We start from the raw sequence: 26,665 nt of genomic DNA, 5'->3' as shown, positions 1-26,665 counted from the left end.
TTTATTCAGGGGTTAAGACCTCTGAACGTCAGACGAGATTACGAGTTTCGCAAAATCATGTCAAGCTTTTTATTCATGATCAAATGCCGGCAATTTCCCGTCCTGCTGCCAGAAGTTCCCGGACAATACCGGGATCATTGGACTCGCTATAAAGCCGCAGAACAGGTTCTGTGCCGGATGGCCGGATCAGAAGCCAAGAGCCGTCGGCAAAAATATATTTGAAGCCGTCCTTGAAATTTTCGGCGGCAACCGGTCTGGAGGCAATCGCTTTTATTCCTCCGGCCTTCAACTTGTCGATGAGGCGTTCCTTGGCAGCGTTGTCGATAGGTGCATCGATACGCTGGTAGTAGAAGTGGCCGATCTCATCCATGGTCTCATCCAGCAGCTGACGCAGTCCCTTGCCGCTCATGGCCATTGCCTCAAGCAGCAGCAGCCCCATGAGAATGCCGTCACGTTCGGGTATATGTCCCTTGACGCCGAGTCCGCCGGACTCTTCGCCCCCCATGAGGATGTCGTTTCCCAGCATCAGCTCGCAGATGTGCTTGAAACCGATGGGTGTCTCCTGGAGGGTCAGGCCATACTTTTCCGCCAGCAGGTCGATCATGCGGGTCGTGGAAACAGTCTTCACCACGCCGCCCCGGAGACCTTTCCGTTCATAAAGGTGGCGCAGGAGAACGGTAAATATCCGATGGGATGAGAAAAACTCACCGGTCTCATCAACGGCGCCGATGCGGTCCGCATCGCCGTCCAGGGCCAAGCCGACCCTGTAGAGACCGCTCTTCACCAGAAGTGAAAGTTCCTGCAGGTGTTCCTCAATGGGCTCCGGTGGCTGCCCGCCGAAAGAGGGGTTATCCAGGGTGTGTATCTCGGCGATTCCCGGCAGGAGCTCGGGGATAAAGCCGGTGCCGGCGCCGTACATGGGGTCGACAACCGCCTTTATGTCCGCCTTGCGGATTGCCTCCAGGTCGACGTAGCGGGAAAGTTGCCGGAAGTAGGGCTCTCTGGCATTGACAAGGGTTACCTTGCCGCTGTTGATCGCCTCTGCCAGTGGTTGTGAAACAACAGCCCGGTTGTCGGCCTTATTGGCAGCTACCATCTCTTCCAGCACCTTGGTTGTGGAAGGGCGGGCCGAACCGCCAAAGGATTCCTTGACCTTGAAGCCATTATATATGGCAGGATTATGGCTGGCGGTAATCATGATCCCGGCACCGGCCTGCCGTTCATGTACGGCCCAGGACACTGCCGGGGTCGGGGCATAGCCGTCGGTCAGCCACGTCGTAATGCCGTTGCCAGCAGCAATCTCTGCCACCCGCTCGGCAAACTCTCGTGATAGAAAACGCCTGTCATAGCCAATGACGAGCCCTTTGCCGGCCAGGTTTTCCCGGTGCAGGTAATCCATGGTCGTCTGAGCCACAAGCGAAAGGTTTTCGAAGGTAAATTCCCTGGCAATTACTCCGCGCCACCCGTCGGTTCCGAATTTTATCTGCAACTCTTCCTCCTGAATCGGCATGATCATTACAGCTGCTTAACAGCCGGTTATTTTCGTCATCTGTATAGGATATGTCAATCTTTAACTTATCTTTTACAGATTAACAACTGTTGACCCGGTGGCAAGATTGGCTTATATAAAACCATGACCAAAATTCCAAGGAGGTAAGATAAACATGCTGAGGAAACTTGCAGTCGCAATTCTCATGGGGCTCTGCCTGTCGGCAACGGCTGGGGCGGCAGACACCAAAGGAAAAAATCCGGTGGTGGTAATGGAGACGAATCTGGGAACGGTAAAAATGGAGCTTTTCCAGAAGGAGGCTCCCATCAGTGTCAAGAACTTCCTGGATTACACCAACGATGGTTATTACAACGGTACCATCTTCCACCGGGTCATTCCCAACTTCATGATCCAGGGGGGAGGGTTTACCGAGGGCTTGAAGATGAAATCCGGCAAGGCGCCGATCAAGAATGAGGCCGGCAACGGTTTGAAAAATGACCGGGGCACCCTGGCCATGGCCCGCACCATGATGGTCGACTCAGCCACCTCCCAGTTTTTCATCAACGTGGTGAACAACGGCTTCCTCAATCACACGGACAATACGCCCCGTGGTTTTGGCTATGCAGTTTTCGGCAAAGTAATTGAAGGGATGGACGTGGTGGACAAGATAGCGGCAGTGAAAACCGGCACGCAGAAAGGCTTCGCCGACGTACCAGAAACAACGGTCGTCATAAAATCCATGAAGCTGGTCAAATAAAGAGATATAACAGCACCACAACTAAAAAGGGGCAGCCATTATCTGGCGGCCCCTTTTTTCTTTAGACCTGAACTGCAGTTTCATCCAGCAGCCACCTGATTTTCTCGCACAGTATTTTCATGGGTACAGGTTTCTGCAGATATTCCCTGATTCCGGCGTACTTTGCCGATTCCCCGTTGATCAGCTCGCTGTAACCGGTGCAGAGAATTATAGGCAGGTCCGGCCGGAGGCGGAGTACCTCATGGGCCAGATCCTTGCCGCTCATGCCTGGCATCGCCATGTCTGTAACGAGCAGGCTGCAGGCTGACGGGTTGTCTTTGATTCCTGCCAGTGCATGGACTCCATCGCTGTAAAGCTCGACCAGATACCCTTGTTCGGTCAGGAACTCCCTTGCCATCTCCCTGATCTGCTGTTCATCATCGACAAAAACAATGAGTTCTCCATTGCCTGCGCCGACTGCCTTTTCATTGCCCGTCGGTTCAATCTTCACAGGACCGGCAATAAGCGGCAGGTAAACGCGAAAGGTTGAACCCGCCCCCGGTTCGCTGTAAACGGTTATCTTGCCCCCATGGGACTTGACAATGCCGTGAACGACGGCGAGACCCAGGCCGGAGCCCTTTCCCTTTCCTTTAGTGGAAAAATATGGTTCGAAAATCTTCTGCCTGGTCTCTTCGTCCATGCCGCAACCGGTATCGCTTACCTCGATGACAGCATAATCCCCTTGGGGTATGCCCTGGCCAAGGGTCTGCAACGCATCCCTGAATTGGGATTTCTTCAAGGAAACAGCGAGAATGCCGCCATGCTTCGCCATGGCATGATAGGCATTGGCGCAGAGATTCATCACTACCTGGTGGATCTGGGTGGGATCTGCAAGGGCAACAGCGTCTACATCCAGTTGCTGCTTGATTTCAATGGTTGCGGGTATGGAGGAGCGGATAAGCTTGAGGGTCTCTTTTATGAGGGGGCTCAATTGAAGTGGCTGCTGGCAGATTTCACTCTTGCGGCTGAAGGTGAGGATCTGTTTTACCAGCTCCCTGGCACGGTCCGAAGCGATCATGATCTGCTGTAAATTGTCAGCCAGTTTCACATTGTCACCGCACCGCTTCCTGGCTATTTCCGTATAGCCGCAGATAACGGCCAGAATATTGTTGAAATCATGGGCAATGCCTCCGGCAAGCGTACCCATTGCGTCCAATTTCTGGCTTTGCAGGAGCATGTGCTGGAGCTTTTTATTCTCTTCCTCAGCCTGCTTGCGCTGGGAAATGTCCACAAAGGTGACGACCGTGCCGATGATCTTACCATCCTTGATCTGTGGGTAGGACCAGTATTCAACGGGAAAGGGTGTCCGGTCCGCTTTCCAGAACATCTCATCGTCGGCATGGACCTGTTCACCATCAAGAAAGGTCTTATAGATGCGGCAGTCTTTGTCCGGGTAAGAGGAGCCGGATTGAGACGAGTGGTGAACATGCTGGTGCACATTTTTGCCGATGAGCTGCTGGGCATTATCATAGCCGAGAAGCCTCAGGCTCGCCAGGTTGCAGAAGGTGCAGCAGCCTTGAGCATCTATACCGAAAATCCCTTCCCCGGCTGAATCGAGGATCAGGCGAAGCTTTTCCTCGCTTTCTGCCAGACGTGCTTCAGCCTGCTCCCTTTCGCTGATCATCTGCACAAGTGCCTGATTTGATTCGTTCAGCTCGGCAATCACATTGGTACGCTGCAGGTCCACAACACTCAGGTGTTCCGCCATTTGGTTGAAGGAGTGGCCCAGCTGGCCGATCTCATCATCGGAAGTTACAGTGACCGCTTCATCCAGGCCGGTTTCCTGTGCCTTATTGAAGGTATATTCCAGGTTTTTGATGGGACGAATGATGATCCTTTCCAGGGAAAGCCACAATAGCCATGCTGCCGTAAGGAAAAAGACGATTATGACGGTCGCTGCTATGTAAAACAGCTTCTTCAATTCACTGTTGATGCGGTCTTCAGACATACCCACATGGATTGTGCCGAGGGTACCGCTCAAAATAGGGGAAGTAATGTCGGAGATATCATGCCCATCCATATTTATGCGGTGCAGCGATTTCTTGTCAGAGTGAGTGGCCTTTTTCAGGTCCGTGGGGAAGGCATCACCGAAGGTGTGGGCAATAACATGGCCTGTCCGGTCAGTTATGAAAAGATATGCCAGGTCCTTGTTGACTCCCTTTGCATCGGCAAGCATCAACCCCAGGGCGAGGAATTTTTGCGTCAGGATTGGCGTAGCGCTCTGGTCGCCGATGGTATGGGCGAGAAATTTACCCCGATTGATCAGGTCAGCCCGGAAGGAGTGTGACACATAGCGGTGCATGATAACGAGCAAGACCGACATGGAGCAGAGGCTCATGATGGCCAGTCGGTAGATAATCTTGGTGCGGAGGCTTAATGTTCTCATGGCGTGTTTATCTCGGTTTGCCTGGTTTTGGTTTATCTACCCAGAGCTTGATTTGGCGAACGGAATCATATGCCGAATCGTTGAGAGGGACAAAACGGTCTATCATCATTTTGCTAAGGATAACCTTGCCTTCCGGCGACTTGTGGGCATTGAGCATTACCTGGCGAAGCTTTTCCCTGATGGCCGGATCGAGTCCGGGCCGGACGACGAACGGAGGAGGTGCATAGGGTTTCGACTTGAAAATGATGCGGGTGTTTGCCGTTTGCTCCGGATATTTCTGATTTTTGTATTCCCAGATGAGGCTGTCTACCGCCGCACCGTCAACCAGACCTTCGGAAACAGCCTTGATTGATTTATCGTGGGAACCGGAGTAGGAGATCTTACTGAAGAAACGCTCAGGTGTTGTCCCCATCCTGGCCAGGGTATATTCCGGTACGAGCTTTCCACTGTTGGAAAGGGGGTCGGTAAAGGCAAAGGATTTTCCCTTGAGGCCGTCAAGGCTTGTTACCTGACTCTTTGAGGGAACGATGAAATAGGAATAGTATACCTTCTCTCCATAGGCCTGCGGCGCGGCGATGAATTCAAGACCGAATTTTTCCTTGCCGTCAACATAGGGTCCGCTGCAGACAAACGCGGCTTCCAGTTCGCCGGTTTCCAGTTTTCTGTTTATCTCGGCATAGTCTTCTGCATCCACATATTCAACCGGTTGACCGATCTGTCTGCCCAGATATTCGAGGAATTCACGATAATAGGCGAGACCTTCCTTTGGGGTAATCATACCTCCCAGGGCGATGCGGATCCTGTTTCCCTGGGTTGGGTCCCGTTGCTGAACGACTTCGGTCCTGGAGGTGTTAATCGGGGTAGGGGAGTCCTGAGAGGTGCAGGCCGTGGTAAGAGAGACCAACAGAGACATTGCCAGTAATGACAGTTCAAAGCGTGACATAAGGCACCTCCAACTCCACCGGCAAGTGTTTTACAACAGGCGGGTGCAGCCTTTAACTAATTTCCATCCGGAAACTCCGGATGAGAAACTAGTGGTTTTCGATTCGGAAAGAGGGGATTTTTTGTTCTGGCAAGATAATCAAGGGCTTGCGCGGAGACGTACATCGGTACGTCGCACAAGTAAGCCCGCAGATTGACGCCGCCAGGGCAGAAAAGAACCCTTTCCGGATGGAAATTAACTATAAATATGGCGTGCCCGCTAAATAACGGTTCATTAGTCACTGTCAAACAAGCTATCGAAAACCTGGGCCACCTTGCTTGCTACCGGCCACGCCGCGTGGCCAGCAGAGCCAGATTCCCAACCGTAAAGAGGAGAGCCCCTGCCAGGGCAAAGCCGGCTCCCGGCTCCCGGTGGATCTCGATCAGGGCGATCCGCTGGGGAATGAGCTGCACATCCTTGATATACAGGCCGAATTCCTTATAAAAGAAAGGATGGTTGGGGCTGATGCCGCCGATGGCGTTGCCGCTGTTATCGCGGATTTCAGCCCGATAGTCGGTAAGCATGCCCATGGCGCCCTGTTCACCACGTATGTTTGTGACAGCAACTCCTGTGCCATCGGGAAAGCCGATAATCTGGCCGTCATTTACCTGCATAATGCCTTTCAATCCACCGTAAGCACTAAAGAGGTGGGCGAGGACGATGAAGAGAAAGCCTGCATGCATTACCTGCGGTGCAATAAGTGAAAGAAAGTTGGTCCGTCCAAACTTGCCGCGCAACGACTCGATGCTGCACAGGAGAGTGTTTACGACAAGAACTGCAAGGAACGCTATGGTAAGCCAGAGCCACCAGGACCAGGCAAGTGGAGCTCCTTTGAGCCAGGCAAAAAGGGCCATGTCGTTGATGGAGCCGGATTCGGCACCGCCACCGCTGAAGGAGCCAATGGCAAGCAGAACGATAACTCCGGCCATCAGCCAGATGCCAAGACTGAGCGAAGCAAGCTTTGCGTAGATTTTGGCGAACAATAGATTTCTCCGTTAGCATTAAATATCGGTAATAAGCTAAATTTATTGAGAGGAATTTTGAATGTTGCCCCAACGCCACATCCGGCGCCTGCTAAAAGCTATGGGAACTTTTCATCAGCATGCTGACTCCGAGGTAGGTAAAGATAGCAACGCCGAAGCCGATAATGGCAGCCCAGGCGACTGTTCGCTCCCACCTGGGGCCTTGCAGACGCAGATGCAGATAGAGGCTGTAGAAAAGCCAGAGTATGGAGGTCCACAACTCCTTTGGCGTCCACAGCCAGTATGTTCCCCAGGCGTAATAACCCCAGATGCCTCCTGAGACCATGGAGGCGGAGAAGAAACTGTAGCCGACAAGTGCCGTTTTATATTGGAGGTCCAGCAGGGATTTTTCCCTGTAGCGCAGAAACATTCCTGCCAGCAGCGCCCCAATGCCGAACAGGGCATAGGCAAAGAAAGCCAGTGCCACATGCAATTCAAACCAGTAGGTGTTCAGAATCGGGGGCAGCGGCATGTTGAGGGTGGGGAATGGAAGCGCCATCAGGGCGAACAGCCCGGTCAGGCAGCCGGTGCCCCAGGAAAAAGTCGAGGAGGAGCGCAGATCCCTGGCATAGAGGAAGGGGATGGCCATGAGGCCGATGGAAGCAGAGAAAAAGGTCAAGGTATCCTGTGGGCCTATGAGCGGCAGCCTGCCAAGAGCGGCGCCCCTGAGACCGAGATAGACCAGCTGCAGGGTCAGAGCGGCAATGAAGACAGGCCTGCGGAAGGAGCCGAACAGGTAAAGGACGATGGCGGCGATGAGAAGCAATTTCATGAATCAGTCCCCAACCCCCCTCAATCCCCCCCATGGAATAGGGGGGCGAGCTTAAGCAAGCAGGGGGGTCCTATTTGTAGTTCTTCCGCCGGAACAGTCCGGTCTTCAGGGATGCGATCCGGTCGAGAAAGAGCATGCCGTCAAGGTGGTCCATCTCGTGCTGAATGGCTACCGCCTCGAAGCCGCTGGCCTTCACCTCCCGCTCGATGCCATTCCCATCGGTAAAGCGGACCGTAATTTCGGTGGCCCGTTCCACATCGCCGGTGTAATCGGGAACGCTCATGCATCCTTCGCGCATGATGGCTGCACCGCTACGTTCGGTTATCACTGGATTGATCAACTGTAAAAGGCCGTGATTGTTGTCTTTACCGTTTCTGCTGTTGGAGACATCCACGACGCAGACCCTGAGCGTTACGCCGATTTGCGGGGCGGCGACACCCACCGAGCCGGGACCGGCATGCATGCAATCGAGAAGATCCTGCAGAAGTCCCTTTATTTCACCGTCTATGGCGCCAACAGGATGGCAGAGCTTCTTCAGAACCGGATGGGGATATAGGAGTATTTTCTGACCCGGCATAAGTATTTAAAGGGAAACCGGGGTGATGACGCGCACCTTGATTTCCACATTCAGCTCCTTTTTCAGTTTTTCCAGCAACTGCTCCACGTTTTCCACCGACATGCCGGGTGGCAGGATTGCCTCCAGCATCAGCACGTAGACCGGTTCCTCTTTTGTGCCGATGAGGCGGGTGTTGAGATCGGTGATGTTGACTTTGCGGTCCGCCAGCTCCCTCGTTACGCGGTAGACTATGCCCGGCTGGTCGGAACCATAGACCGAGACCAGGCAAAGCTCTCCCTCTTCCTTGACCGGGCAGACCTCATCATCATGGAGGGTGCGCACATGGACATGGAGGCCGGTGCGGTCGAAGTGAGAGCGGAATTCGTCGCTCAGGCGCGCCCTGGTGAAGGGCTTCTCGTGGGAGACGATGAGGATGATGGCGAAATCCCCCCCCAGCATGGTGCAGCTGGAATCCTCCAGATTGCAGCCCAGGCGGTAGAGGACCTCGGAGATGTCGGCGACGATGCCGGGGCGGTCCTTGCTGATGACGGTAACGGCGAAATGGGCCAGGTTGTCTTTGCGGCAGTCGTTCATATGATAACTCTCCAAACCATCTAGATCTTGTTGATAAACACTTCCCGTGGTCTGCTGGTGCCATCTGAGGGGCCGATGATACCTTCTTGCTCCATCTTTTCGATAATGCGGGCGGCCCGGTTGTAGCCGATCCTCAACCGTCGCTGGACCATGGAGATCGATGCCTGCTTTGCCTCGGCCACCAGGGCGACGGCGGCATCGTACTGGGGATCGAGTTCTTCTTCATCACCGCCGTTTTTTTCGTCGCTGGCCCTCATTTCCAGGATCGATTTTTCGTAGACCGGCTTGCCTTGCTTCTTGAGGAACTCCACCACCCGCTGCACTTCGGCATCAGAGACGAAAGCGCCGTGGCTGCGCTGCATCTTGGACGTGCCGGGAGGGAGGAACAGCATATCGCCGGCGCCAAGGAGCGACTCGGCGCCGTTGCCGTCGAGGATGGTGCGGGAGTCGATCTTGCTCGACACCTGGAAAGAGATACGGGCAGGGAAATTGGCCTTGATCAAACCGGTGATGACATCTACCGACGGGCGCTGGGTGGCGAGAATCAGGTGAATACCTGCGGCGCGGGCCATCTGGGCCAGGCGGGCGATGGATTCTTCGATTTCGCGACCGGCCACCATCATCAGGTCGGCCAGCTCGTCGACGATGACGACAATATACGGCAGGTGACCGTGGTCCAGCTCCTCGTCTTTGTTGAGGAAGGCCTGGATGGCCTCCTCTTCGTCTGCACCAAGTTCCTCTACCTCTTCCACAACCACTGTCTCTTTGGCCAGGTTTTCCGCAAGCTCCTTTTCTTCCCGCTCCAGCTGCTTATTGTAGGAGTCGATATTGCGCACTCCCTTGTCGGACATGAGCCGGTAGCGGCGTCCCATCTCCTCCACCGCCCATTTCAAGGCCAGGGAGGCCTTCTTCGGGTTTGTTACCACCGGCAACAGCAGGTGGGGGATCCCCTCATAAACGGATAGCTCCAGCATCTTCGGATCGACCATGATGATGCGCACATCGTTGGGGGTCGAAGTATAGAGGAGGGAGAGAATCATGGTGTTGATGGCGACGGACTTGCCGGAGCCGGTGGCGCCGGCAACAAGCAGGTGGGGCATCTTGGCCAGATCGGTAACCAGTGGTGCGCCGGCGACATCCTTACCTAAAGCAAGCGGCAGCTTCATCTTGCGCTGGTGGAACTCCTCGCTGTTGAAGATCTCCCTGAGAGAAACCATCTCCCGGTCCCGGTTGGGAAGTTCGATGCCAACGACTCCTTTGCCAGGGATAGGGGCGACGATGCGGATGGAGAGGGCCTGCAGCGCCATGGACAGGTCATCGGCAAGTCCGGCAATTCGACTCACCTTGATGCCGGGGCCCGGAGCGAATTCGTACATGGTGATGACCGGCCCGGGACAGATTTCTACCACTTCCCCCTCGACGCCGAAATCCTTGAGCTTTTTCTCCAGCAGCCTGGCATTCATGGCCAGGGCATCTTTATCCAGGCGCTTTTCCGTCACCTGGGGCATGTCCAGCAGGGATAGGGGTGGAGTCTGGTAGTTGCCGTCGCTCTTGACGAATTCAAAGGCCTCCTGGACGGCGGCGGCCTTTTTATCATCCTGTTTCTTTTCCTTTTTCGCCACCGGTGCCGGCACCGGCATAGGAGCAGGGACCGTTTTTATCACGGGGGCGCCGGCCGGGGCGAGCTTGTTTTCCTTGTCCAGGATTTCCCTGTTCAGTGCTTTGCGCTGCCGATGACGTTCCCACTTGATTTTCATCGATTTCAGCCACCAGTCGGCAAAGAGCATGAAGGAAAAGCGGGACAGGACCATGATCGATCCGGCCAGCATCGGCAGGAGGATCAGGATTGTTCCCAGCTTGCCGAAGGCACGTTTGAGGAAGTCGGCAGTCTTGAAGCCGATCCAGCCGCCGGTCTGCACCCTCTGGCCGAGAAATTCGGTGAATTCAAGATTGAAGGCGAAGAGGGCGCTTAAGGAGATGAGGAGGATGAAAAAGGCGGCAAACTTGTAGGAGCGCCAGCGCACTTCTTTATAGCGCAGGATGCGGTAGGTGATGTAGAAGAGGGCAATGGGCATGCCGTAAGCGGCAAGGCCGAAAAGCTGCAGACAGGCATCGGCCAGCTGGGCGCCGAAACGGCCCCCAAGGTTGTGGGTCTCGCCGACGGCAGAGTAGCTGTTGAAGGAAAGATCGCTGCCATTGAAAGAGACGAGGGCAATGAACAGGAACAGCCCCATGGCCCCCAGGCCGATCCCTTTCATTTCCTTGAGAAGTTTTTCTTTTTTGTCGCTCTGTTGGTCCATAACCTTCTACATTTTTGCTTGACGGTAGGGGCAACCCCGTGTGGTTGCCTGATTTAGGGCGGCCACACGGGGCCGCCCCTACATTTCCAGAACCAGCGGCAGGATCACCGGCCGCCGCTCGATGGTCTTGTTGAAGAAGCGGCGCAGGACCCGGCGCACCTCCAGCTTGACCTCGCTCCAGTCGGCCCGCACCTCGGTGTTCACCAGCGCCAGGGTATCGACGACAACCTTTTTGGCTTCATCCAGGTATTCCTGGCTTTCGTCCTCGAAAACGAAACCCCGGGAAACGATGTCGGGGCCATAGATGATCTCGCCGCTCCCCTGATTGATCCCGATGATGACCACCACCATGCCGTCCTCGGAAAGATGCTTGCGGTCTTTCAGCACCACGTTCCCCACATCCCCGACTCCTTTGCCGTCGACAAAGACCCGGCCCGTTTCGATCCGATCGATAATGCAACCTTCACCGTTACTGAAGGCGATAACGTCACCGTTGACGGCGAGGATGCAGCGCTCCTTGGGCAGGCCGAGCCTCTGGGCCAGCTGGCCGTGCTTGACCAGGTGGCGGTATTCCCCATGGACGGGGATAAAGTAGCGGGGACGGACCAGGTTCTGCAGGAGCTTCAGCTCTTCCTGGCTGGCATGGCCGGAAACGTGCACTTCGGAAACTTTCTCGTGGTAAACTTCGGCGCCGCGCCGGTAGAGGTGGTTGATCAGGTCGGAGATGGTTTTTTCGTTGCCTGGGATAAAACGGGAGGAGAGTATGACCGTGTCCCCTTCTTCAAGCTTGATCTGCTTGTGATCATCCATGGCAATCCTGGTCAGGGCGCTCATGGGTTCTCCCTGGCTACCGGTGGTGATCATGCAGATCTGTTCCTTGGGCAGGCGATTCATCTCCTTCAGGTCGATGAGCAGGTCGTCGGGGATGCGCAGATAACCCAGCTCTCGGGCAATTTGGACGTTGGCGATCATGGAGCGGCCGTTAAGGAGTACCTTGCGGCCACAGCGTGCTGCGGCTTCGACAACTTGCTGCACCCGATGAATATTGCTGGAAAAGGCGGCGACGATGACCCGCTGGGGGCAACGGGGAAAGATCTCGTCAAAGGCGTCCCCCACAAGCTTCTCCGACAGGGTGTAGCCTTCCCGTTCCACGTTGGTGGAATCGGCCATCAGAGCCAGGACTCCCGCCTCTCCATAGCGGGAAAAGGTGGCCAAGTCGGTGAGCTCGCCATCCACCGGGGTCTGGTCCAGCTTGAAATCACCGGTATGGATGACGACCCCTTCGGGGGTGCCGATGGCCAGGCCGCAGCCGTCAACGATGGAGTGGGCGACGCGGATGAACTCGACGCTGAACACGCCCAGGTCGACCACATCCCGCGGGCGGACCACGCGCAGATCGACCTTGTTGTCCAGCTCGTATTCCTTTAGCTTTTCCCTGACAAAGCCCAAGGTCAGGGCCGTGCCGTAAATGGGGGGATTGAGCTGCCGCAGGACGAACGGCAGGGCGCCGATATGGTCTTCATGGCCGTGGGTGAGCAGGATGCCCCGCACTTTGTCCAGGCGTTCGATGAGATAGGTGATGTCGGGGATTACGATATCGATGCCGAGCATATCCGGCTCGGGAAACATCAGGCCGCAGTCGACGATGACGATGTCATCACCGTATTCGAAAACGGCCATGTTGAGGCCGATCTCGCCGAGACCGCCGAGGGGAATGATTTTAAGGCCGATGCTGTCGCTGATGGGTGTTTCCATGTGGTTTCAGGCTTTCTACCAGCAGGCGGCAGATACCCTGTGAAGGCATGCTCCCTTACTGCTTTGAAGGTTGTTTTAGTAGTTGGTCTATTTTTATTTCGCAGCGGTTGATCCACTCACTGCCGGGAGCAGTCAATCCTCTTACTGCATAAAAGGAACTGCGCAGGGAACGGTAGGCGATCAGCGCCCTGGGGATATTACCCCTTCCTTCGGCTTCCTGGCCGATGCTCCAGAGCTTTTCGGCGGCCTTGTCTACCAGGCTGCTTGCCGGCGTGTACATGTGAATGGCCGACTCGAAACCGGCAATGGCGGCAACGGTATCGCCGGCGGCCAGTGCCTTCTCTCCCTTGGCGAATTGCACGTGCTGGCGATAGAGGGTGTTGCCCCAGAGGAGGATGACCGAGATGACGGCGATGACGGCGATGTTGACCGCTATGGTTTTAGCTTTTTCCATTACACACCTTATCCCTGAAAAAATCCGGGTACTGCAACGAGCAGTGCCCCCAGGAGAGCGGATATCAGGCCGATAAGGGCGACCAGAGCCGCGAGGATGTCAAAGGGGGATCTCAAACGGTGGGCTGCCTGCAGGCCCCAGCCAATTGCGACCAGCCCGGCGACAATCATTATCCAGTGAACAATCGGTGTCATATCACTCCAGCCCCGCGGCAATGGCCAGCCTTACCTGCTCCATCAACTGCACCTGGTCCTTGTCCTGACCCGTGGCAGTAGCCACCGGCCTGGCAAAACTGATCCGCAGGGTGCCGGGATAGAGCTCGATGCGGTTGCGGGGATTGATCTTCATGCTGCCGTTGATGGTGAAGGGGATGATCGGCACCCCGGCCTTGGCTGCCAGGAGGAACCCTCCCCGCTTGAAGGGGAGCAGATTGCCGTCCTTGGTGCGCGTTCCTTCGGGAAATACCACGACGCTGCTGCCGTTTCTGATGCGGTCTGCGGCGGCGTTCATGCTCTTCAGTGCCCGCCGGCCGTCGCTCCTGTCCAGGGGAATGTAGCCGGCCCGCCGCATGGCTTCGCCGAACAACGGTATGGCAAAAAGCTCCTTCTTGGCTATCCAGGAAAACCGCCTGGGAATAGCCAGGGAGAGGGCAAGGATATCGAAGTTGCCCTGGTGGTTGCCCATGAATATCAGCGGCCCTTCGCCGGGGACATTTTTCAACCCTTCAACTTCAATCTTTATCCCGGCAAGGCTTAAACCCCATCGACTCCAGAAGCGGGAGCATTTGTGGGCAAAGGCGCCGGTTGCGTCGAATAATGTGCCGACAATGGCGGTAATGCTGCACGATAAGGTGAACGGTACAAAGAACAGAAGATAAAGATAGGCGCGCAGCATAGACGAAAGACTCCGTGAATATCCGGGGTAAAGTACTGTTTTTTATCCGCAGAGTCAAATCAAATATCTTTTGCTGCAAGATACGTTTCCCTCAAGTTGCTGCTGTTTTTGTGAGGCCAGGGGAGGCATGGGGGCATCAGTTAAACAGGCTCAATCTCCGTTCCATGATTCAAGGGCTTGCCACTTTCCTGCCGCTCAGTGCATCAACCGTAAAGCTGCTGATCCAGTAGAACGAACTGGAAGCATCGTCCATCGCGTAGTAATTAATTATGAACTGCAGCAGATCTCCCTTGCCGGGAGTAACACCTGTCAAATGGAGATCAAACACGCCACGTTCGTCCTGGTCGATCCAGTCGGGGCTGGGAAAGCTTCTTCCCCTTGACTGCACCTTCTTCTCCCGATCAAGGAGCAGCACGGTCATGTCGACATTTCGCACCTGCAGGTACCTGACGTTCTGTACCACGCCGGCGATAACTACCCCGTCTTCTGCTGGCGTCACCCCCCAGGCAACCTTGAGATCGAAGGCATCGTGATGAAACGGATAACCTGCAACAGATTGCAGCATCGTCCCGGAAGTTGCCGCACACGCTGTGACAACCAACGGAAACAGGCTTGCAAGGAGGTATTTGCTATAGTTCATCTGTCATCTCCATGACCTTGTTTTATGCCGTGGCAGGCAAAAATCCATTGCCTAGCCCGGCATAAGCGGGTTAACATCATGAATACTTTATCGGGCACCATTGCCTGAAATCAATGGGTTATTACTGTTGACACGCCTCGTTGGCAATTTATCGAAGGAGCTTTATTCGGCCAGTTTGAACAAGGTCATACTGGCTGCAACCCGGATATAGACCTGGAAGTGCGCTCACCGCCTCTGGAGCTATCGCAGCCGGATTTTTCCTCGCCACCAGCGAGCGGTTCAAGAGCAAGAGCGGCGATTGGGCAGAAAAGACCGAGCGGCACGACAGCTATGCGATTCCCGTAATTCCTGGCAAAGTTATTTTTATGATAAAAGCGATCTTCGGTCACAGTTCAGTCAAAGGAGTGCTGCCATGACGGTCGATTCTTCACAAACCAATTCCAGAATCTGGAGCAACAGGGAAACCATCGCCTACTTTCTGCTGTTCGTGGCCGCTGTGTTCCTGGTCTACTCTGATACTTTCAGCCACCAGTTCCTTATCAACTGGGATGACGATAACTATGTTTTGGGGAATACTGCAGCGCATGGCGTCTCGCTCGAGCACCTGAAGCTGGCGTTCACTAATTTCTACGTGCAAAACTATGCGCCGGTCCAGATCATTTCCTACATGCTGGATTATGAATTCTGGGGACTGAATCCGGTCGGATTTAAGGCGACCAACCAGTTGCTCCATGCACTGAACGGCCTTTTGTTTTTCCATCTTCTGGAGAGGCTCACCCGGCAGAGAGTCGCTTCCCTGTTGGCTGCGGGGATCTTTCTCCTTCATCCGGTGCAAGTGGAGACAGTGGCCTGGATTTCTCAGCGAAAGAACCTACTGGCCATGCTGTTCTTCCTGCTTTCCTTCATCTGGTATATCCGGTACCGTGAGGGGAGGGGGCTCCGGCTGTATGCCGCTTCAATGATTGCATTCCTTCTGGCGCTTCTTGCCAAATCCGTGGTGGTCATTCTTCCCTTTTCCCTCTTTCTTTTCGATCTCTGCGCCGAAGACGGCCGGCCACGGTTCAACCTCCGGAACAAGATCCCCTATGTCCTCATTGCCCTTGCCACCGGGTGTCTCGCCATCCTCAGCCAGTCGCACTATCTCAACAAGTCGCCGGGCATCAGGGCGTATCCGGGGGGGAATCTGATTACGACTGCCTACACCATGACTCCAGTGCTGGCCGAGTATCTACGGGATTGTTTCTGCCCTGCCTGGCTGAGTCCCCACTACATCACTAAAATTAGAACGGCACCAGATATGGCGTTCTTCCTCAGCGGCCTCCTGGTGCTCAGTCTTGTGGCTCTGGGAATGGTGCTGTATCGGAGGAAACGCTGGTACTTCTTCTGGTATGCCTTCTTTTTCATCGGTTTGTTGCCGGTGGCCCAGATCGTTCCGCTGATCACCCTGAAGAACGACCGTTACCTGTATTTTCCTATGCTCGGCTTCAGTGCGGTAATCTCTTTTGCTTTCTGCAGCCTGGCGCAGCGCAGGGGATGGCCTAAGAAGGGGGTGGCTCTGCTCGTGGCACTGGTGTTTGCTGGAATGATACCGACCACCTGGAACCAGACCAAACAGTGGCGGAGCGCCATTGTGCTCTGGAATTACGCAGTGCGGATCAATCCGGAAAACTGGCTGGGCTGGAGGATGTTGGTCCTGGCATACTCCAGGGAAGGGGACGGTTCCGGCGCGATCCGCGCCTTAGGCATATTAAATGAACTGAAGGCGAAGCACGTTCCCATGCGAGGATTCGACTAGCAGTGATACCCCTTTTTCCAAACATAAATGAAGTCAAGGCAGTCTTCGAATCCCTTACCCCTTCAAAACTGGAGTTCTCGTGGCGGAATAGCTAACTGCGATTTATTTGCCCACGGGGCGGTGGTAGTGTTACCATTTTTGCTTCATCTTTAGTGGAAGGCGAGGGTGCCCCTGCCTTCTACTCGAGCGATAGTACATAATTTATGGGCATATCACTGGTGCCAAATTTGTGTTATATACACCAATACATTTTGCTCCACTGGTAGAAATTGGGCCAGTTACTTGGCTGTGGGCAATCGTCACATTTCCAGTTGAGTCAATGCCTTTATTTGATGTTCCACTAATAGTGGATCCTTTAATTGTGATAGATGAGCCCGCATCCCATGAGCTCACACCGGATCCAGTAGCAACTCCGTCGTTTGCTACAATTTTAGTGTTAGTTATATCAACGGTTGCGCCGTAGGCGTTAACAATTCCTGAAGCAGCTGATGAACTTGAGCTTTGAATACTCGAATCAACGATTGTTACTTTTGAACCTTCATTATAAATGCTCATTGACTCGCTTCCGCCACCACCATCACTAATTATCGTCGCGTGTGTCAATGACATTGATGCCGATGCACCTCCAGCAGAAATTGTGCGGTGATATGACGCGGCACCAGTTGAGACCAGTGTGGCATTAGATATAGCGAAATTAGATGCAAGACTGAGAAGCGTACAAGAAGCAGCACCAGCATAAGCTGTGGATTGAATTGTAATATTTCTTATTCCGCTGTTATTTGCAGCGTTAACCACACAATTGCCTGCGCCAGCATTCCCCGTAATCGTAGTAACTTTTTCACCGGAACCCTCTATCTCTATATACGGTCGCAATCTCAAGTAATTATCCCCTATGTCATATACACCTGGCATGATTTTTAGCACATAGGGGTTTGTTGCAGATGCGTAATAGATAGAATTTAGCGCAGCGACTGGATCAGTAAAGTCTCCACCATCTTTTGCAACTACAACCACATTAGTTACTGCCATTCCGAGGGTAGGGATAGTCATAAACATTGCTGCTGCAAGTACTGCAATTAATTTCTTCTGCATTTTCCTCTCCTTAATTTTGTTTTTTTGCTTCTACACTGTCCTCTGTGCCTGCCTCCTTTCGGACTAGAAATTTCTGACCAGAAGCCTAAAATCAGATAGCACTACACGTTCTCCTCACTTGCACTTCGGGGGCTCGGCTCGTTTTAATAGATATGGCTTTAGTTTTGTTTCATTGTAAAATTTTGCTATTACAGTTGGCAGCCTAATTCAAATTATTGAATGTTGTCAAATAGTTTTTAACGCTACTGCTTATAATTTTTGTTAAAGACGAATAAGTGTTATCTTTCAGCTATTTGTGCTAAGAGGATAATCTCATCTGTGTGAGGAAAGGCAAAATGAAGATAGGAAAGGGATTGAGGAAAAAGGAATACGCGGATCCTTATTCAATCTGCATTAGCAGATGCATTAGGGGTAACAACAGCTTTTATTAGCCAGATAGAATCGGGTGCCTGAAGGCCTTCTACGAAGGGGGCGTGAAATAAACCCCCAGTAAACATTTTTTTTGCTGGGACGCAAAATTTAGGGTAGGATACATGTCGTCATCTCGGATTTTAAGTTTTGTGGATAGTGCAAATTAGGCACACTCAGTCAATTTCGAGCATCAGTTGGCTTTGGTTCGTGAATTCAAATAAAGTCGAGTGCTGAAAAATCGATATGTTCTAACGCAAATGAAAACAAATCTCTTTGAATAACAATTTTCATTTTGACAATGCTTTTATCAAGTAACAGAGAGAAAAGGAGTTGCATATGGCCAGTTTGAACAAAGTTATGCTCATTGGAAACCTGGGCAAAGATCCCGAGGTGCGCTACACCGCTGCCGGTACTGCCGTGGCCAGTTTCTCCCTCGCTACCACCGATCGGTTCAAGAGCAAGAGTGGAGAATGGGAAGAAAAGACCGAATGGCACAACATCACCCTATGGAGCCGGTTGGCTGAAATTGCCGGCGAATACCTCTCCAAGGGAAAAACCGTTTACATCGAGGGCAGGCTGCAGACGAGAAAATGGCAGGACCGGGACGGCAAGGACCGCTACACCACCGAGATCGTCGGCGAAAAGATGCAGATGCTCTCCGGCAAGGGCGAGGGGGGCGGGGGGCGCCAGGGAGGCGGCGGCAGGCAGGCTCCTGCCGATGACTTCGGCGGGCCTGCATATGAAGAGCCGGTTTTCAACCCGGATGATGATATTCCTTTTTAATGGACAGAATTTAATAAAATGTAAAAAAAGCTGCAGATCTTTTCCGTCTGCGGCTTTTTTTGCATGTTTATCTGCTTTTATCGCAGGCAATCCACAGACCGCTGCAACACAGGCTGAACCAGCACCGAGAACTTGGGCCAGTTCAATTTGGGAGATGCTGTCGGTAAAGGCTTGAAAGGGGGATAACAGGTTACATGTCAACGCAGAGCAAACCTAAAGAGATTATTTCTACCCTGTTGCGGCACCCCCTGTTACGTTCCATTTGGATTGTCTGTTTAACCGTGGCAACACTGCTGCCGACATACAGCACCGCTTTCATTATGCCGCAGTTTGTTGACCAGTTGACGAGCAACATCGAAAGCGATGCCCGGCGGACGGCTCGAAATCTTGCCTCTCTATTGCCACTGACGACGGAACCCCTTGGGAGGCAGCATATCACGAACAGTTTTAATGCTGATCTGCATCAGGCGATGTTGGACTTCGAGATAGCGGACATCAAGATTTTCAGCGCCAATGGGGAAGTAATCTTTTCGACCAGATCGAAGGACATGGGCAAGATGAACACCCTCGGCTATTTCCGGAACAGGGTGGCCAAGGGCGAAGTTTACTCAAAAATAAGGTCGAAGGAGGGGAGGTCGTCAGAAGGAGAATTTCTCACACGGGATGTGGCTGAAGTATACGTCCCTCTTATGTCCGGCAACGTATTCAGGGGTGCCTTCGAGATTTATTACGATGTTACCGATCGGCATAAAGCCATGAAACAATTGTTGTTCAGGTCCTCTTTCATGCTCTATTTCATCGCCTTTCTGGTCCTGATCCTGTCGGGATCTGCCCTGTACAAGGCAAGCAGTGCCATCGTGCAGCGCGACAGAGCGGAAAGGCTACTCCAGGAAGCGAATCAGGGCCTCGAAGCGCGGGTGAGCGAACAGACACATGAGATCCTTGTCACACAACGGATTTCCATTGAAGCCCTGGCCAGCCTTGCCGAATTTTACGATCCGGAAACGGGAGAGCATCTGGCTCGTATCCAGGAGTACACGGCGCTTCTGGTTTCGTACCTGGAAGAAAGCTCGGCCTATTCCTCCTGCATAAGGGAAAGGCCCGGTTATCTCGCAGATTTGGAGCTTGCCTCGTTGCTCCATGATGTGGGTAAGACGGCCATATCGAAGGATATTCTCCTGAAGGCTGCAAAGCTTGACCCACTTGAGTTCGAGCAGATAAAACAGCACACGGTAGTTGCGGGTGAAGTGCTGTTGAAGGCGAATAACGTGTTTGTTGAAAATTTCAAAAAGGACAGCTACCTGGCTCTGGCCCGCGACATCGCAGTCCATCACCATGAGCGATGGGATGGCAAAGGTTACCCCCTTGGGCTTGAAGGGGAAGCAATCCCCCTTTCGGCGCGAATCATCGCCCTGGTCGATGTCTACGATGCCCTAAGAACCAGAAGGCCTTATAAGAATGCCTGGTCTCACGAGGACACGGTCAAGGAGATCGCAAGACAAAAGGGCAAACAATTCGATCCCCACCTGGTCGATGCATTCTTGGCCATTGAGAAAGAATTCAACATTGTTTCGTCCAGTCACACGCTCGATGAGCCGCAGTATTTTGCAGAGTGTGCCATATCCTCTGCGCTGGGCGTGGCTGCACTCTGAAGGGCTAAAATAAAGAGGCGCGGCCGCAGCTTCCCGAGACAATTACAGAATCCCTTGCCGTGCTCTCAAATTTCCGGAAATCCGGCCTCGATTTCTCATCCTCTCGCTACGATCCCCAAGTCCGATAGTCCCTAGTGTCAGGCCTGCGTCGCCGCGCCTTGCCGGGAACCAAAATCCCTCTAAATTCTTGCAGAGAACTAACCGCACGGGACACTAGCTGCATAAGTTGACCCCCTATTAATAGGCTCTATACTTTTTACAAGTAGTGTTGTGCAAGTCTCAAGGCGGGTGAAGGAGGGCCGATTTTCAGCTGGCGGCCAGATCCAACAAGAGGAGGCTGCATGGAAGAAAAAACTTTTTCAGCGCTCATACCGACCGGTGTCCCCGGCCTTGACGACATCCTGCGGGGGGGGCTGACTGAGGGGAAGATGTACCTCCTCTCCGGCAGCCCCGGGACAGGGAAAACAACCTTTTCGCTACAATTCATCACGGAAGGGATCTCCAGGGGGGAACGCTGCCTTTATATCACCGTCGGGAGCGCCGGAGAGGATTTTGTCGCCCTGGCAAAAGCCTGCAGCGTATTCCTCGATCCAGACCTTTTCAGCCTTCATTCTGTCCAGATCAGCGGGGATATCCTGGGTGGGCCGGAGCAAAGAATCTTTCACTCGGCGGAAGCAGAGCCGGCCGGCGCCATTAACGACCTCCTGACTGAGATCAGACGGGTGCGACCGAAGCGTCTGGTGATCGATTCAATGTCGGACCTGCGGCTCCTTTCGGACGACCTGGTATCTTACCGCCGCCTGGTCCTGGCCATGCGACGGGAGTTGGGCGCCGGAGACTGTACGGTCGTCATTACCAATAATATCGGTCAAAGCGAATTAGATGCGCACCTGGAGACCATCTGCCACGGGGTCATTCGTCTGGAGCAGGTGGTGCTCGGTTATGGCCCGGTAAGGAGGAGGCTTCTCGTTCTAAAAGAGAGGGGGAGAGCCTATCGAAGCGGCTGGCATGACTTCAAGATCGAAGCGGCAGGTATTCGCGTCTTCCCAGCCTTGATCGCCGGGGAACATCGACAAAAAGCGCGAGGGGAACAGGTTGACAGTGGCAACAAGAATCTGGATCTCCTTTTTGACGGCGGATTGGACAGGGGAAGCACTACGGTGATCATAGGGGCTTCAGGGACCGGGAAAACGACGATTGCCAACCTGTATGCTGTGGCTGCAGCCAGAAGAGGCGAGCACGTGGCGGTGTATCTCTTCGACGAGACAGATGAGTCATACCGGGAACGCGCCGAGGGGCTCGGCTTGGGGGTGGACAGTCTCGTTAACAGTGGGCTGATGACACTCCGCCAGATTAATGTGGCAGAATTCTCCAGGGGAGAATTTACTGCCATGCTTATCCGGGAAGTGGAGGAGAACAGTGCCCAGATCGTTGTTATCGATACGCTGAGCGGTTATGCCAGCGCCATGCCCGACGAAAAGTATCTGATCATCCAGCTTCACGAGCTGTTGACCTATCTGTGTCAAAAGGGGGTAACAACGATCCTCACCGTGGAGCAGCACGGCCTATTTGGCAGCCTGACGACGGAAGTGGAGAATGTCAGCTATCTGGCGGACTCGATTCTGCTCATTCGCTTTTTTGAATTGCGTGGAGAAATCAGGCGTGCGATCTCAGTAGTCAAGAGGAGGAGAGGCAAACATGAGAAAACGATACGGGAACTGACCTTTTCCGCCGAAGGCATCATCATCGGCAATACCTTGCTTGAAATGCAGGGGGTATTGACTGGAGTCCCCATACTTGGCGTATAGCAGCGAAGGCAAAGACGGCGGCAAAAATGAGCAGGTGGTCCTGCTCCTGGCGGAGAGCCGGGATGCCGGGTCCATTCCACTGGTGCTGGACAGGATCGGCGTGAGTTCAGTTGTGTGCGCAACAGCGGAAGAGATCGGCGCGGAAATAGACAGGGGGGTCGGAGCGCTTCTTATGGAAGAGGAAATGCTGTCCCCGTCCATAAAAGAATGTCTGGTGCGGACACTGGACCATCAGCCTCCCTGGTCGGAGTTGCCGATCATTGTCCTGCTGCGTCCTGGGCCGGAGACAGAGGTCTCCCGGGACGCGCTGCTCCTGCCGTGGGATGTCACCCTCGTCGAACGGCCTGTGCGCGTGAACACCCTGGTGGCAATCGTCCGGTCGGCTCTGCGAAGCCGCCGTCGCCAGTACCTGATGCGGGATCAGTTGCGGGCACTGGAGGAATCGGAAACTCGTTATCGTACCCTCTTCGATTCCATGGATGAAGGCTTCTGTATCATCGAGGTCATATTCGATGGGAACGAAAAGCCAACCGACTATCGCTTCCTGGTGACCAATCCGGCATTCGAAAAACAGACGAGCCTCAGCAATGTTCAAGGAAAAAGGGTGCGCGAGCTTCTCCCTGAGCTGGAAGAGCATTGGTTTGAAATCTATTGCCGGGTCGCTTTGACGGGCGAGCCGGCTCGCTTTCAGCGCAGGGCAGAACAGCTGCAGCGCTGGTATGACGTGTACGCCTTTCGTTTCAAGCAACCGGAGAAGAGGCAGGTGGCAATCCTTTTCAACGACATCACGGAAAGCAAACGGGCGGAGGAAGAGCGAGAGCGTCTCGTTGCCGACCTGGAGCACTCGAATCGGGAACTGCAGCAATTTGTCCACGCCGCATCCCACGATCTCCAGGAGCCGTTGCGGATGGTGTCGAGTTACATGCAGCTCCTGCAGAGAAAATATGGCGGCAAACTGGACGAGACGGCGGACACCTACATTCACTATGCCGTTGATGGTACCAGAAGAATGCAGAGCCTCATCGAAGGGCTGCTGAAATACTCCCGCATCGGCCGGGCCGACTTCGCCTGGGTAGATACCAATAAGAGCTTTGCAGATGCGACGGCCAATCTGGCCACTGCGATAGAAGAGAGCCAGGCGGAAGTTACCAGTACCAGGCTCCCTTCCATCTGGGGCGATGCAACCCAGATGCTCCAGTTGATGCAAAACCTGATCAGCAATGGCCTCAAGTACAGGAAACCGGACGTGCATCCCCATGTTTTTGTCACGGCAGAACTGGGAGCGCAAGAATGGCTATTCTCCGTTCGGGACAATGGGATCGGCATAAAACAGGAGGATTTTGACAAGATTTTTCAGATATTTCAGCGGTTGCATACCCAAGAGGAATACTCGGGAACGGGAATCGGTCTGGCCTCCTGCAAAAAAATCGTCGAACAGCATCAGGGCCGGATCTGGTTGGAGTCAACCCCTGGGGAAGGAACCACGTTTTTCTTCACCATTCCGCAGAAAATATAGTCAGCTCAGCTCCACGCTGCATTGCGTTTCCCCTGCCAAATACAATTAGTAAGTTTCCATCCGGAAAGGGTTCTTTTCTGCCCTGGCGGCGTCAATCTGCGGGCTTACTTGTGCGACGTACCGATGTACGTCTCCGCGCAAGCCCTTGATTTCCTTGCCAGAACAAAAAATCCCCTCTTTCCGGATGGAAACTAGTAAATATAAAAAAATGCTGATATAAACATTATCATGAAAAAGCAACCCCAACCGGCGAACAGCGATAATGAACGCACCAGGTCCCAAGAAGAGATTCCGTCACGGGCCTTTCCCATTGTCGGCATCGGTGCCTCCGCCGGCGGGTTGGAGGCGTTGGAGCAGTTTCTGGGGCATGTGCCAGAAAATAGCGACATGGCCTTCGTCATCGTCCAGCATCTGGACCCGACCCACAAGGGGGTCCTGCCCGAGCTGCTCCAGCACACTACCGGGATGGAAGTTTTCCAGGTCGTGGACCGGATGCGGGTCAAGACGAACTGCGTCTATGTGATCCCCCCCAACAAGGACATGTCCATGCTGCACGGTGTGCTGCACCTGTTCGAGCCGACAGCGCCCAGGGGACTCCGTCTCCCTATCGACTTCTTCCTCCGTTCCCTGGCCGAGGACCGGCAGGAGCATAGCATCGGTGTCATCCTCTCCGGCATGGGCTCGGATGGCACGATGGGCCTGCGGGCTATCAAAGAAAAGGCGGGGTTGACGCTGGTGCAGGAGCCTGCTTCAGCCAGGTTCGACAGCATGCCCAGGAGTGCCATAGATGCCGGGCTGGCCGACATCATAGCCCCGGCGGAGGAGTTGCCCGGAAAGATCTTCGCCTATCTCAGGCACCTCCTCATCATCGGCAAGCCGGAGCGCCCACTGGAGGAGAAGGACCAGAGCGCCCTGGAAAAAGTCCTGATACTTCTAAGGGACAGGACCGGCCACGACTTCTCCATGTACAAGAAGAACACCGTATATCGCAGGATCGAGCGGCGCATGGGCATCCATCAGATCGACCGGATCGCTGCTTACGTCCGTTATCTCCAGGAGAATTCCCAGGAGGTGGAACTGCTATTCAAGGAGCTTTTGATTGGTGTGACCAGCTTTTTTCGTGACCCGGCGGCATGGGAACAGCTGCAGGGCGTGGCCCTTCCGGCGATTTTGGCGGGGCGCCCGGCCGGTTGTGTGCTGCGGGCCTGGTCGGCAGGCTGCTCGACGGGGGAGGAGGCGTATTCCCTGGCCATAGTCTTCAAAGAGGTGATGGGACCGGTCACCCCTGCGGGGAAGTTCACCCTGCAGATCTTTGCCACAGATCTGGACCCCGATGCCATCGACAAGGCCCGCCAGGGGCTTTATCCGGCTAACATCGCTGCGGACATCTCTCCCGAGAGATTGCATCGTTTTTTTATCAAGGAAGAGAACGGCTACCGGGTCGGCAAGGAGATCCGGGAGATGGTGACCTTCGCCACGCAAAACGTCATCATGGACCCACCTTTCACCAAGCTGGATATCCTCATTTGCCGCAACCTTTTGATTTATCTGACGCCGGAACTGCAGAAAAAGCTCATGCCGCTCTTTCACTACAGCCTGAACCCCGGCGGTGTCCTGTTTTTAGGGAGTGCAGAGACTGCCGGCACCTTTGCCGAACTGTTCGCACCGCTGAATATCAAGTCGAGACTCTTCCGGAGACGCGAATCGGTCTCGCCTTGCGAACCGCTAGCGTTTCCAGTCTCGTTTGCCCCCACTCAGCAGGGGTTTTCAAAGGAGCAACCGATGTTGAAGCCTTCAGACCTCCAGTCGCTCGCGGACCAGGTGTTGCTGCAGCACTTTACCCCGCCAGCCGTACTGGTAAACGATAAGGGAGATATTCTTTACATCAGCGGGAAGACGGGCAGATATCTTGAGCCGGCGGCCGGCAAGGCCAACTGGAATATTTTTGCCATGGCCCGTGAAGGGCTTCGTCTGGACCTGTCCAGCGCTTTTCAGAAGGCGATCCGGCAAAAAAAGGCGATCACTGCCAAGGGCCTCAAGGTGGGAACCAACGGCAGCACCCAGACCATTGATCTCACGGTCCAGGCGATCGAAGAGCCGGAGGCGCTGCGGGGAATGGTGATGGTCGTTTTTAACGATGTGGCAACTCTCCGGGGCAAAAAGCCGAGCTTCAATCCAGGGCTGGCCGCCAACGTCAGGGTTCTTGAACTGGAGCAAGAACTCCAGCATTGCCGCGAGGAACTCCAGACCACCCGCGAGGAGATGCAATCCTCACAGGAGGAGCTAAGATCCACCAATGAGGAGCTTCAGTCTGCCAACGAGGAACTGATTACCTCCCGTGAAGAGATGCAGTCCATGAACGAAGAACTGCAGACGGTGAACGCCGAGCAACAGTCAAAAATGGACGAACTTTCACGGGTGAACGACGATATGAGGAACCTCCTCAACAGCACCGAGATTATCACCGTGTTCCTGGATAAGGAACTCCATATCCGGCGCTTCACCACCGGTGTGGACAAAATCTTCAAGCTGATTCCGGGGGATGTGGGGCGGCCACTTTCCGATATCGTCAGCGACCTTCTATATTCCCGGATAACCGAGGATGCACGGGAAGTGCTGCGGACACTGGCCTTTTCGGAAAAACAGATCGCCGCCACCGACGGGCGCTGGTTTTCGGTGCGCATCATGCCCTACCGCACCATGGAGGACGTAATCGACGGTGTGGTGATCACCTTTGCGGACATTACCGTGGCCAAGACCCTGGAGGCCGAACTGCGCGAGGAGGTTTCAGTGCTGAGGACCAAAAGCTCTAAATAGTTTCCATCCGGAAAGGGTTCTTTTCTGCCCTGGCGGCGTCAATCTGCGGGCTTACTTGTGCGACGTACCGATGTACGTCTCCGCACAAGCCCTTGATTTCCTTGCCAGAACAAAAAATCCCCTCTTTCCGAATCGGAAACCACTAGTTTCT

General features: G+C 54.1%; 22 protein-coding genes. 8 read left to right on the top strand and 14 right to left on the bottom strand.

The features are described from left to right. Window positions 1-79: 79 nt before the first annotated feature. Window positions 80-1,489 carry a phosphoglucomutase/phosphomannomutase family protein gene (locus tag GEOB_RS18985; protein ID WP_012648873.1) on the bottom strand — a complete coding sequence of 470 codons (1,410 nt, stop codon included), beginning with the start codon at window positions 1,487-1,489 and terminating at the stop codon, window positions 80-82. A gap of 175 nt (window positions 1,490-1,664) precedes the next feature. Between GEOB_RS18985 and GEOB_RS18980 the strand changes: the two genes are divergently transcribed. Beyond that, the gene (locus GEOB_RS18980) at window positions 1,665-2,246 is read left to right on the top strand and encodes a peptidylprolyl isomerase (RefSeq protein WP_012648872.1); all 582 of its coding nucleotides are present in this window, start codon (window positions 1,665-1,667) and stop codon (window positions 2,244-2,246) included. Window positions 2,247-2,307: 61 nt separating this feature from the next. Here the strand turns inward: GEOB_RS18980 and GEOB_RS18975 are convergent, their stop codons facing one another. The 12 genes from GEOB_RS18975 to GEOB_RS18920 form a co-directional block, all read right to left on the bottom strand. Beyond that, window positions 2,308-4,671: an ATP-binding protein gene (locus GEOB_RS18975; protein WP_012648871.1), complete on the bottom strand. Its 2,364-nt coding sequence runs from the start codon at window positions 4,669-4,671 to the stop codon at window positions 2,308-2,310. Between the two features lie 7 nt (window positions 4,672-4,678). Then, the gene (locus GEOB_RS18970) at window positions 4,679-5,614 is read right to left on the bottom strand and encodes a substrate-binding domain-containing protein (RefSeq protein WP_012648870.1); all 936 of its coding nucleotides are present in this window, start codon (window positions 5,612-5,614) and stop codon (window positions 4,679-4,681) included. A 320-nt stretch (window positions 5,615-5,934) separates the two neighbouring features. Further along, window positions 5,935-6,636 carry a cytochrome c biogenesis protein ResB gene (locus GEOB_RS18965; protein ID WP_012648869.1) on the bottom strand — a complete coding sequence of 234 codons (702 nt, stop codon included), beginning with the start codon at window positions 6,634-6,636 and terminating at the stop codon, window positions 5,935-5,937. Between the two features lie 91 nt (window positions 6,637-6,727). Then, a complete protein-coding gene (gene ccsA / locus GEOB_RS18960) occupies window positions 6,728-7,447 on the bottom strand; it encodes a cytochrome c biogenesis protein CcsA (protein WP_012648868.1) in 720 nt (239 codons plus the stop codon). Between the two features lie 70 nt (window positions 7,448-7,517). Further along, on the bottom strand, window positions 7,518-8,024 hold the full coding sequence (def, locus tag GEOB_RS18955) for a peptide deformylase (protein WP_012648867.1): 507 nt from the start codon (window positions 8,022-8,024) through the stop codon (window positions 7,518-7,520). Window positions 8,025-8,030: 6 nt separating this feature from the next. Further along, entirely contained in the window at window positions 8,031-8,597 is a 567-nt protein-coding gene (locus GEOB_RS18950) for a glycine cleavage system protein R (RefSeq protein WP_012648866.1), read from the bottom strand. A gap of 20 nt (window positions 8,598-8,617) precedes the next feature. Next, the gene (locus tag GEOB_RS18945; protein WP_012648865.1) at window positions 8,618-10,897 is read right to left on the bottom strand and encodes a DNA translocase FtsK; all 2,280 of its coding nucleotides are present in this window, start codon (window positions 10,895-10,897) and stop codon (window positions 8,618-8,620) included. 78 nt (window positions 10,898-10,975) lie between these two features. Then, window positions 10,976-12,652: a ribonuclease J gene (locus GEOB_RS18940; RefSeq protein ID WP_012648864.1), complete on the bottom strand. Its 1,677-nt coding sequence runs from the start codon at window positions 12,650-12,652 to the stop codon at window positions 10,976-10,978. Between the two features lie 55 nt (window positions 12,653-12,707). Beyond that, window positions 12,708-13,106 (bottom strand): hypothetical protein, encoded by a 399-nt coding sequence (locus GEOB_RS18935; protein WP_012648863.1) that lies wholly within the window; start codon window positions 13,104-13,106, stop codon window positions 12,708-12,710. An 8-nt stretch (window positions 13,107-13,114) separates the two neighbouring features. Beyond that, the gene (locus GEOB_RS18930; protein WP_012648862.1) at window positions 13,115-13,300 is read right to left on the bottom strand and encodes a hypothetical protein; all 186 of its coding nucleotides are present in this window, start codon (window positions 13,298-13,300) and stop codon (window positions 13,115-13,117) included. Window position 13,301: 1 nt separating this feature from the next. Beyond that, window positions 13,302-14,000: a lysophospholipid acyltransferase family protein gene (locus GEOB_RS18925; RefSeq protein WP_012648861.1), complete on the bottom strand. Its 699-nt coding sequence runs from the start codon at window positions 13,998-14,000 to the stop codon at window positions 13,302-13,304. Window positions 14,001-14,169: 169 nt separating this feature from the next. Next, complete coding sequence (locus tag GEOB_RS18920; protein WP_012648860.1) at window positions 14,170-14,640, bottom strand: hypothetical protein; 471 nt, start codon at window positions 14,638-14,640, stop codon at window positions 14,170-14,172. A 412-nt stretch (window positions 14,641-15,052) separates the two neighbouring features. Here GEOB_RS18920 and GEOB_RS18915 point away from each other — a divergent pair, with 412 nt between their 5' ends. Then, window positions 15,053-16,435, top strand: coding sequence for a hypothetical protein (locus tag GEOB_RS18915; RefSeq protein WP_012648859.1), 1,383 nt, complete (start codon window positions 15,053-15,055; stop codon window positions 16,433-16,435). 201 nt (window positions 16,436-16,636) lie between these two features. Here GEOB_RS18915 and GEOB_RS18910 read toward each other — a convergent pair whose 3' ends face one another. After that, complete coding sequence (locus GEOB_RS18910) at window positions 16,637-17,527, bottom strand: hypothetical protein (RefSeq protein ID WP_012648858.1); 891 nt, start codon at window positions 17,525-17,527, stop codon at window positions 16,637-16,639. Between the two features lie 375 nt (window positions 17,528-17,902). Between GEOB_RS18910 and GEOB_RS20750 the strand changes: the two genes are divergently transcribed. The 6 genes from GEOB_RS20750 to GEOB_RS18885 all read left to right on the top strand — a co-directional run bounded on the left by GEOB_RS20750 (window position 17,903) and on the right by GEOB_RS18885 (window position 26,514). After that, window positions 17,903-17,980: a hypothetical protein gene (locus GEOB_RS20750; protein WP_407638391.1), complete on the top strand. Its 78-nt coding sequence runs from the start codon at window positions 17,903-17,905 to the stop codon at window positions 17,978-17,980. 294 nt (window positions 17,981-18,274) lie between these two features. After that, window positions 18,275-18,721 carry a single-stranded DNA-binding protein gene (locus GEOB_RS18905; RefSeq protein ID WP_012648857.1) on the top strand — a complete coding sequence of 149 codons (447 nt, stop codon included), beginning with the start codon at window positions 18,275-18,277 and terminating at the stop codon, window positions 18,719-18,721. A 194-nt stretch (window positions 18,722-18,915) separates the two neighbouring features. Next, window positions 18,916-20,373 (top strand): HD-GYP domain-containing protein, encoded by a 1,458-nt coding sequence (locus GEOB_RS19580; protein ID WP_012648856.1) that lies wholly within the window; start codon window positions 18,916-18,918, stop codon window positions 20,371-20,373. A 341-nt stretch (window positions 20,374-20,714) separates the two neighbouring features. Next, window positions 20,715-22,181 (top strand): ATPase domain-containing protein, encoded by a 1,467-nt coding sequence (locus GEOB_RS18895; protein ID WP_012648855.1) that lies wholly within the window; start codon window positions 20,715-20,717, stop codon window positions 22,179-22,181. Beyond that, a complete protein-coding gene (locus GEOB_RS19575) occupies window positions 22,171-23,697 on the top strand; it encodes a sensor histidine kinase (protein ID WP_012648854.1) in 1,527 nt (508 codons plus the stop codon). The genes GEOB_RS18895 and GEOB_RS19575 overlap by 11 nt, the downstream gene beginning before the upstream one ends. 228 nt (window positions 23,698-23,925) lie before the next feature. Further along, window positions 23,926-26,514: a chemotaxis protein CheB gene (locus GEOB_RS18885; protein ID WP_012648853.1), complete on the top strand. Its 2,589-nt coding sequence runs from the start codon at window positions 23,926-23,928 to the stop codon at window positions 26,512-26,514. Window positions 26,515-26,665: the final 151 nt, after the last annotated feature.

Origin of the sequence: Geotalea daltonii FRC-32, assembly GCF_000022265.1 — a bacterium.
GTDB lineage: Bacteria > Desulfobacterota > Desulfuromonadia > Geobacterales > Geobacteraceae > Geotalea > Geotalea daltonii.
Note: the sequence above shows the minus strand (reverse complement) of the source record. Positions and strands in the feature narration are given on the sequence as shown.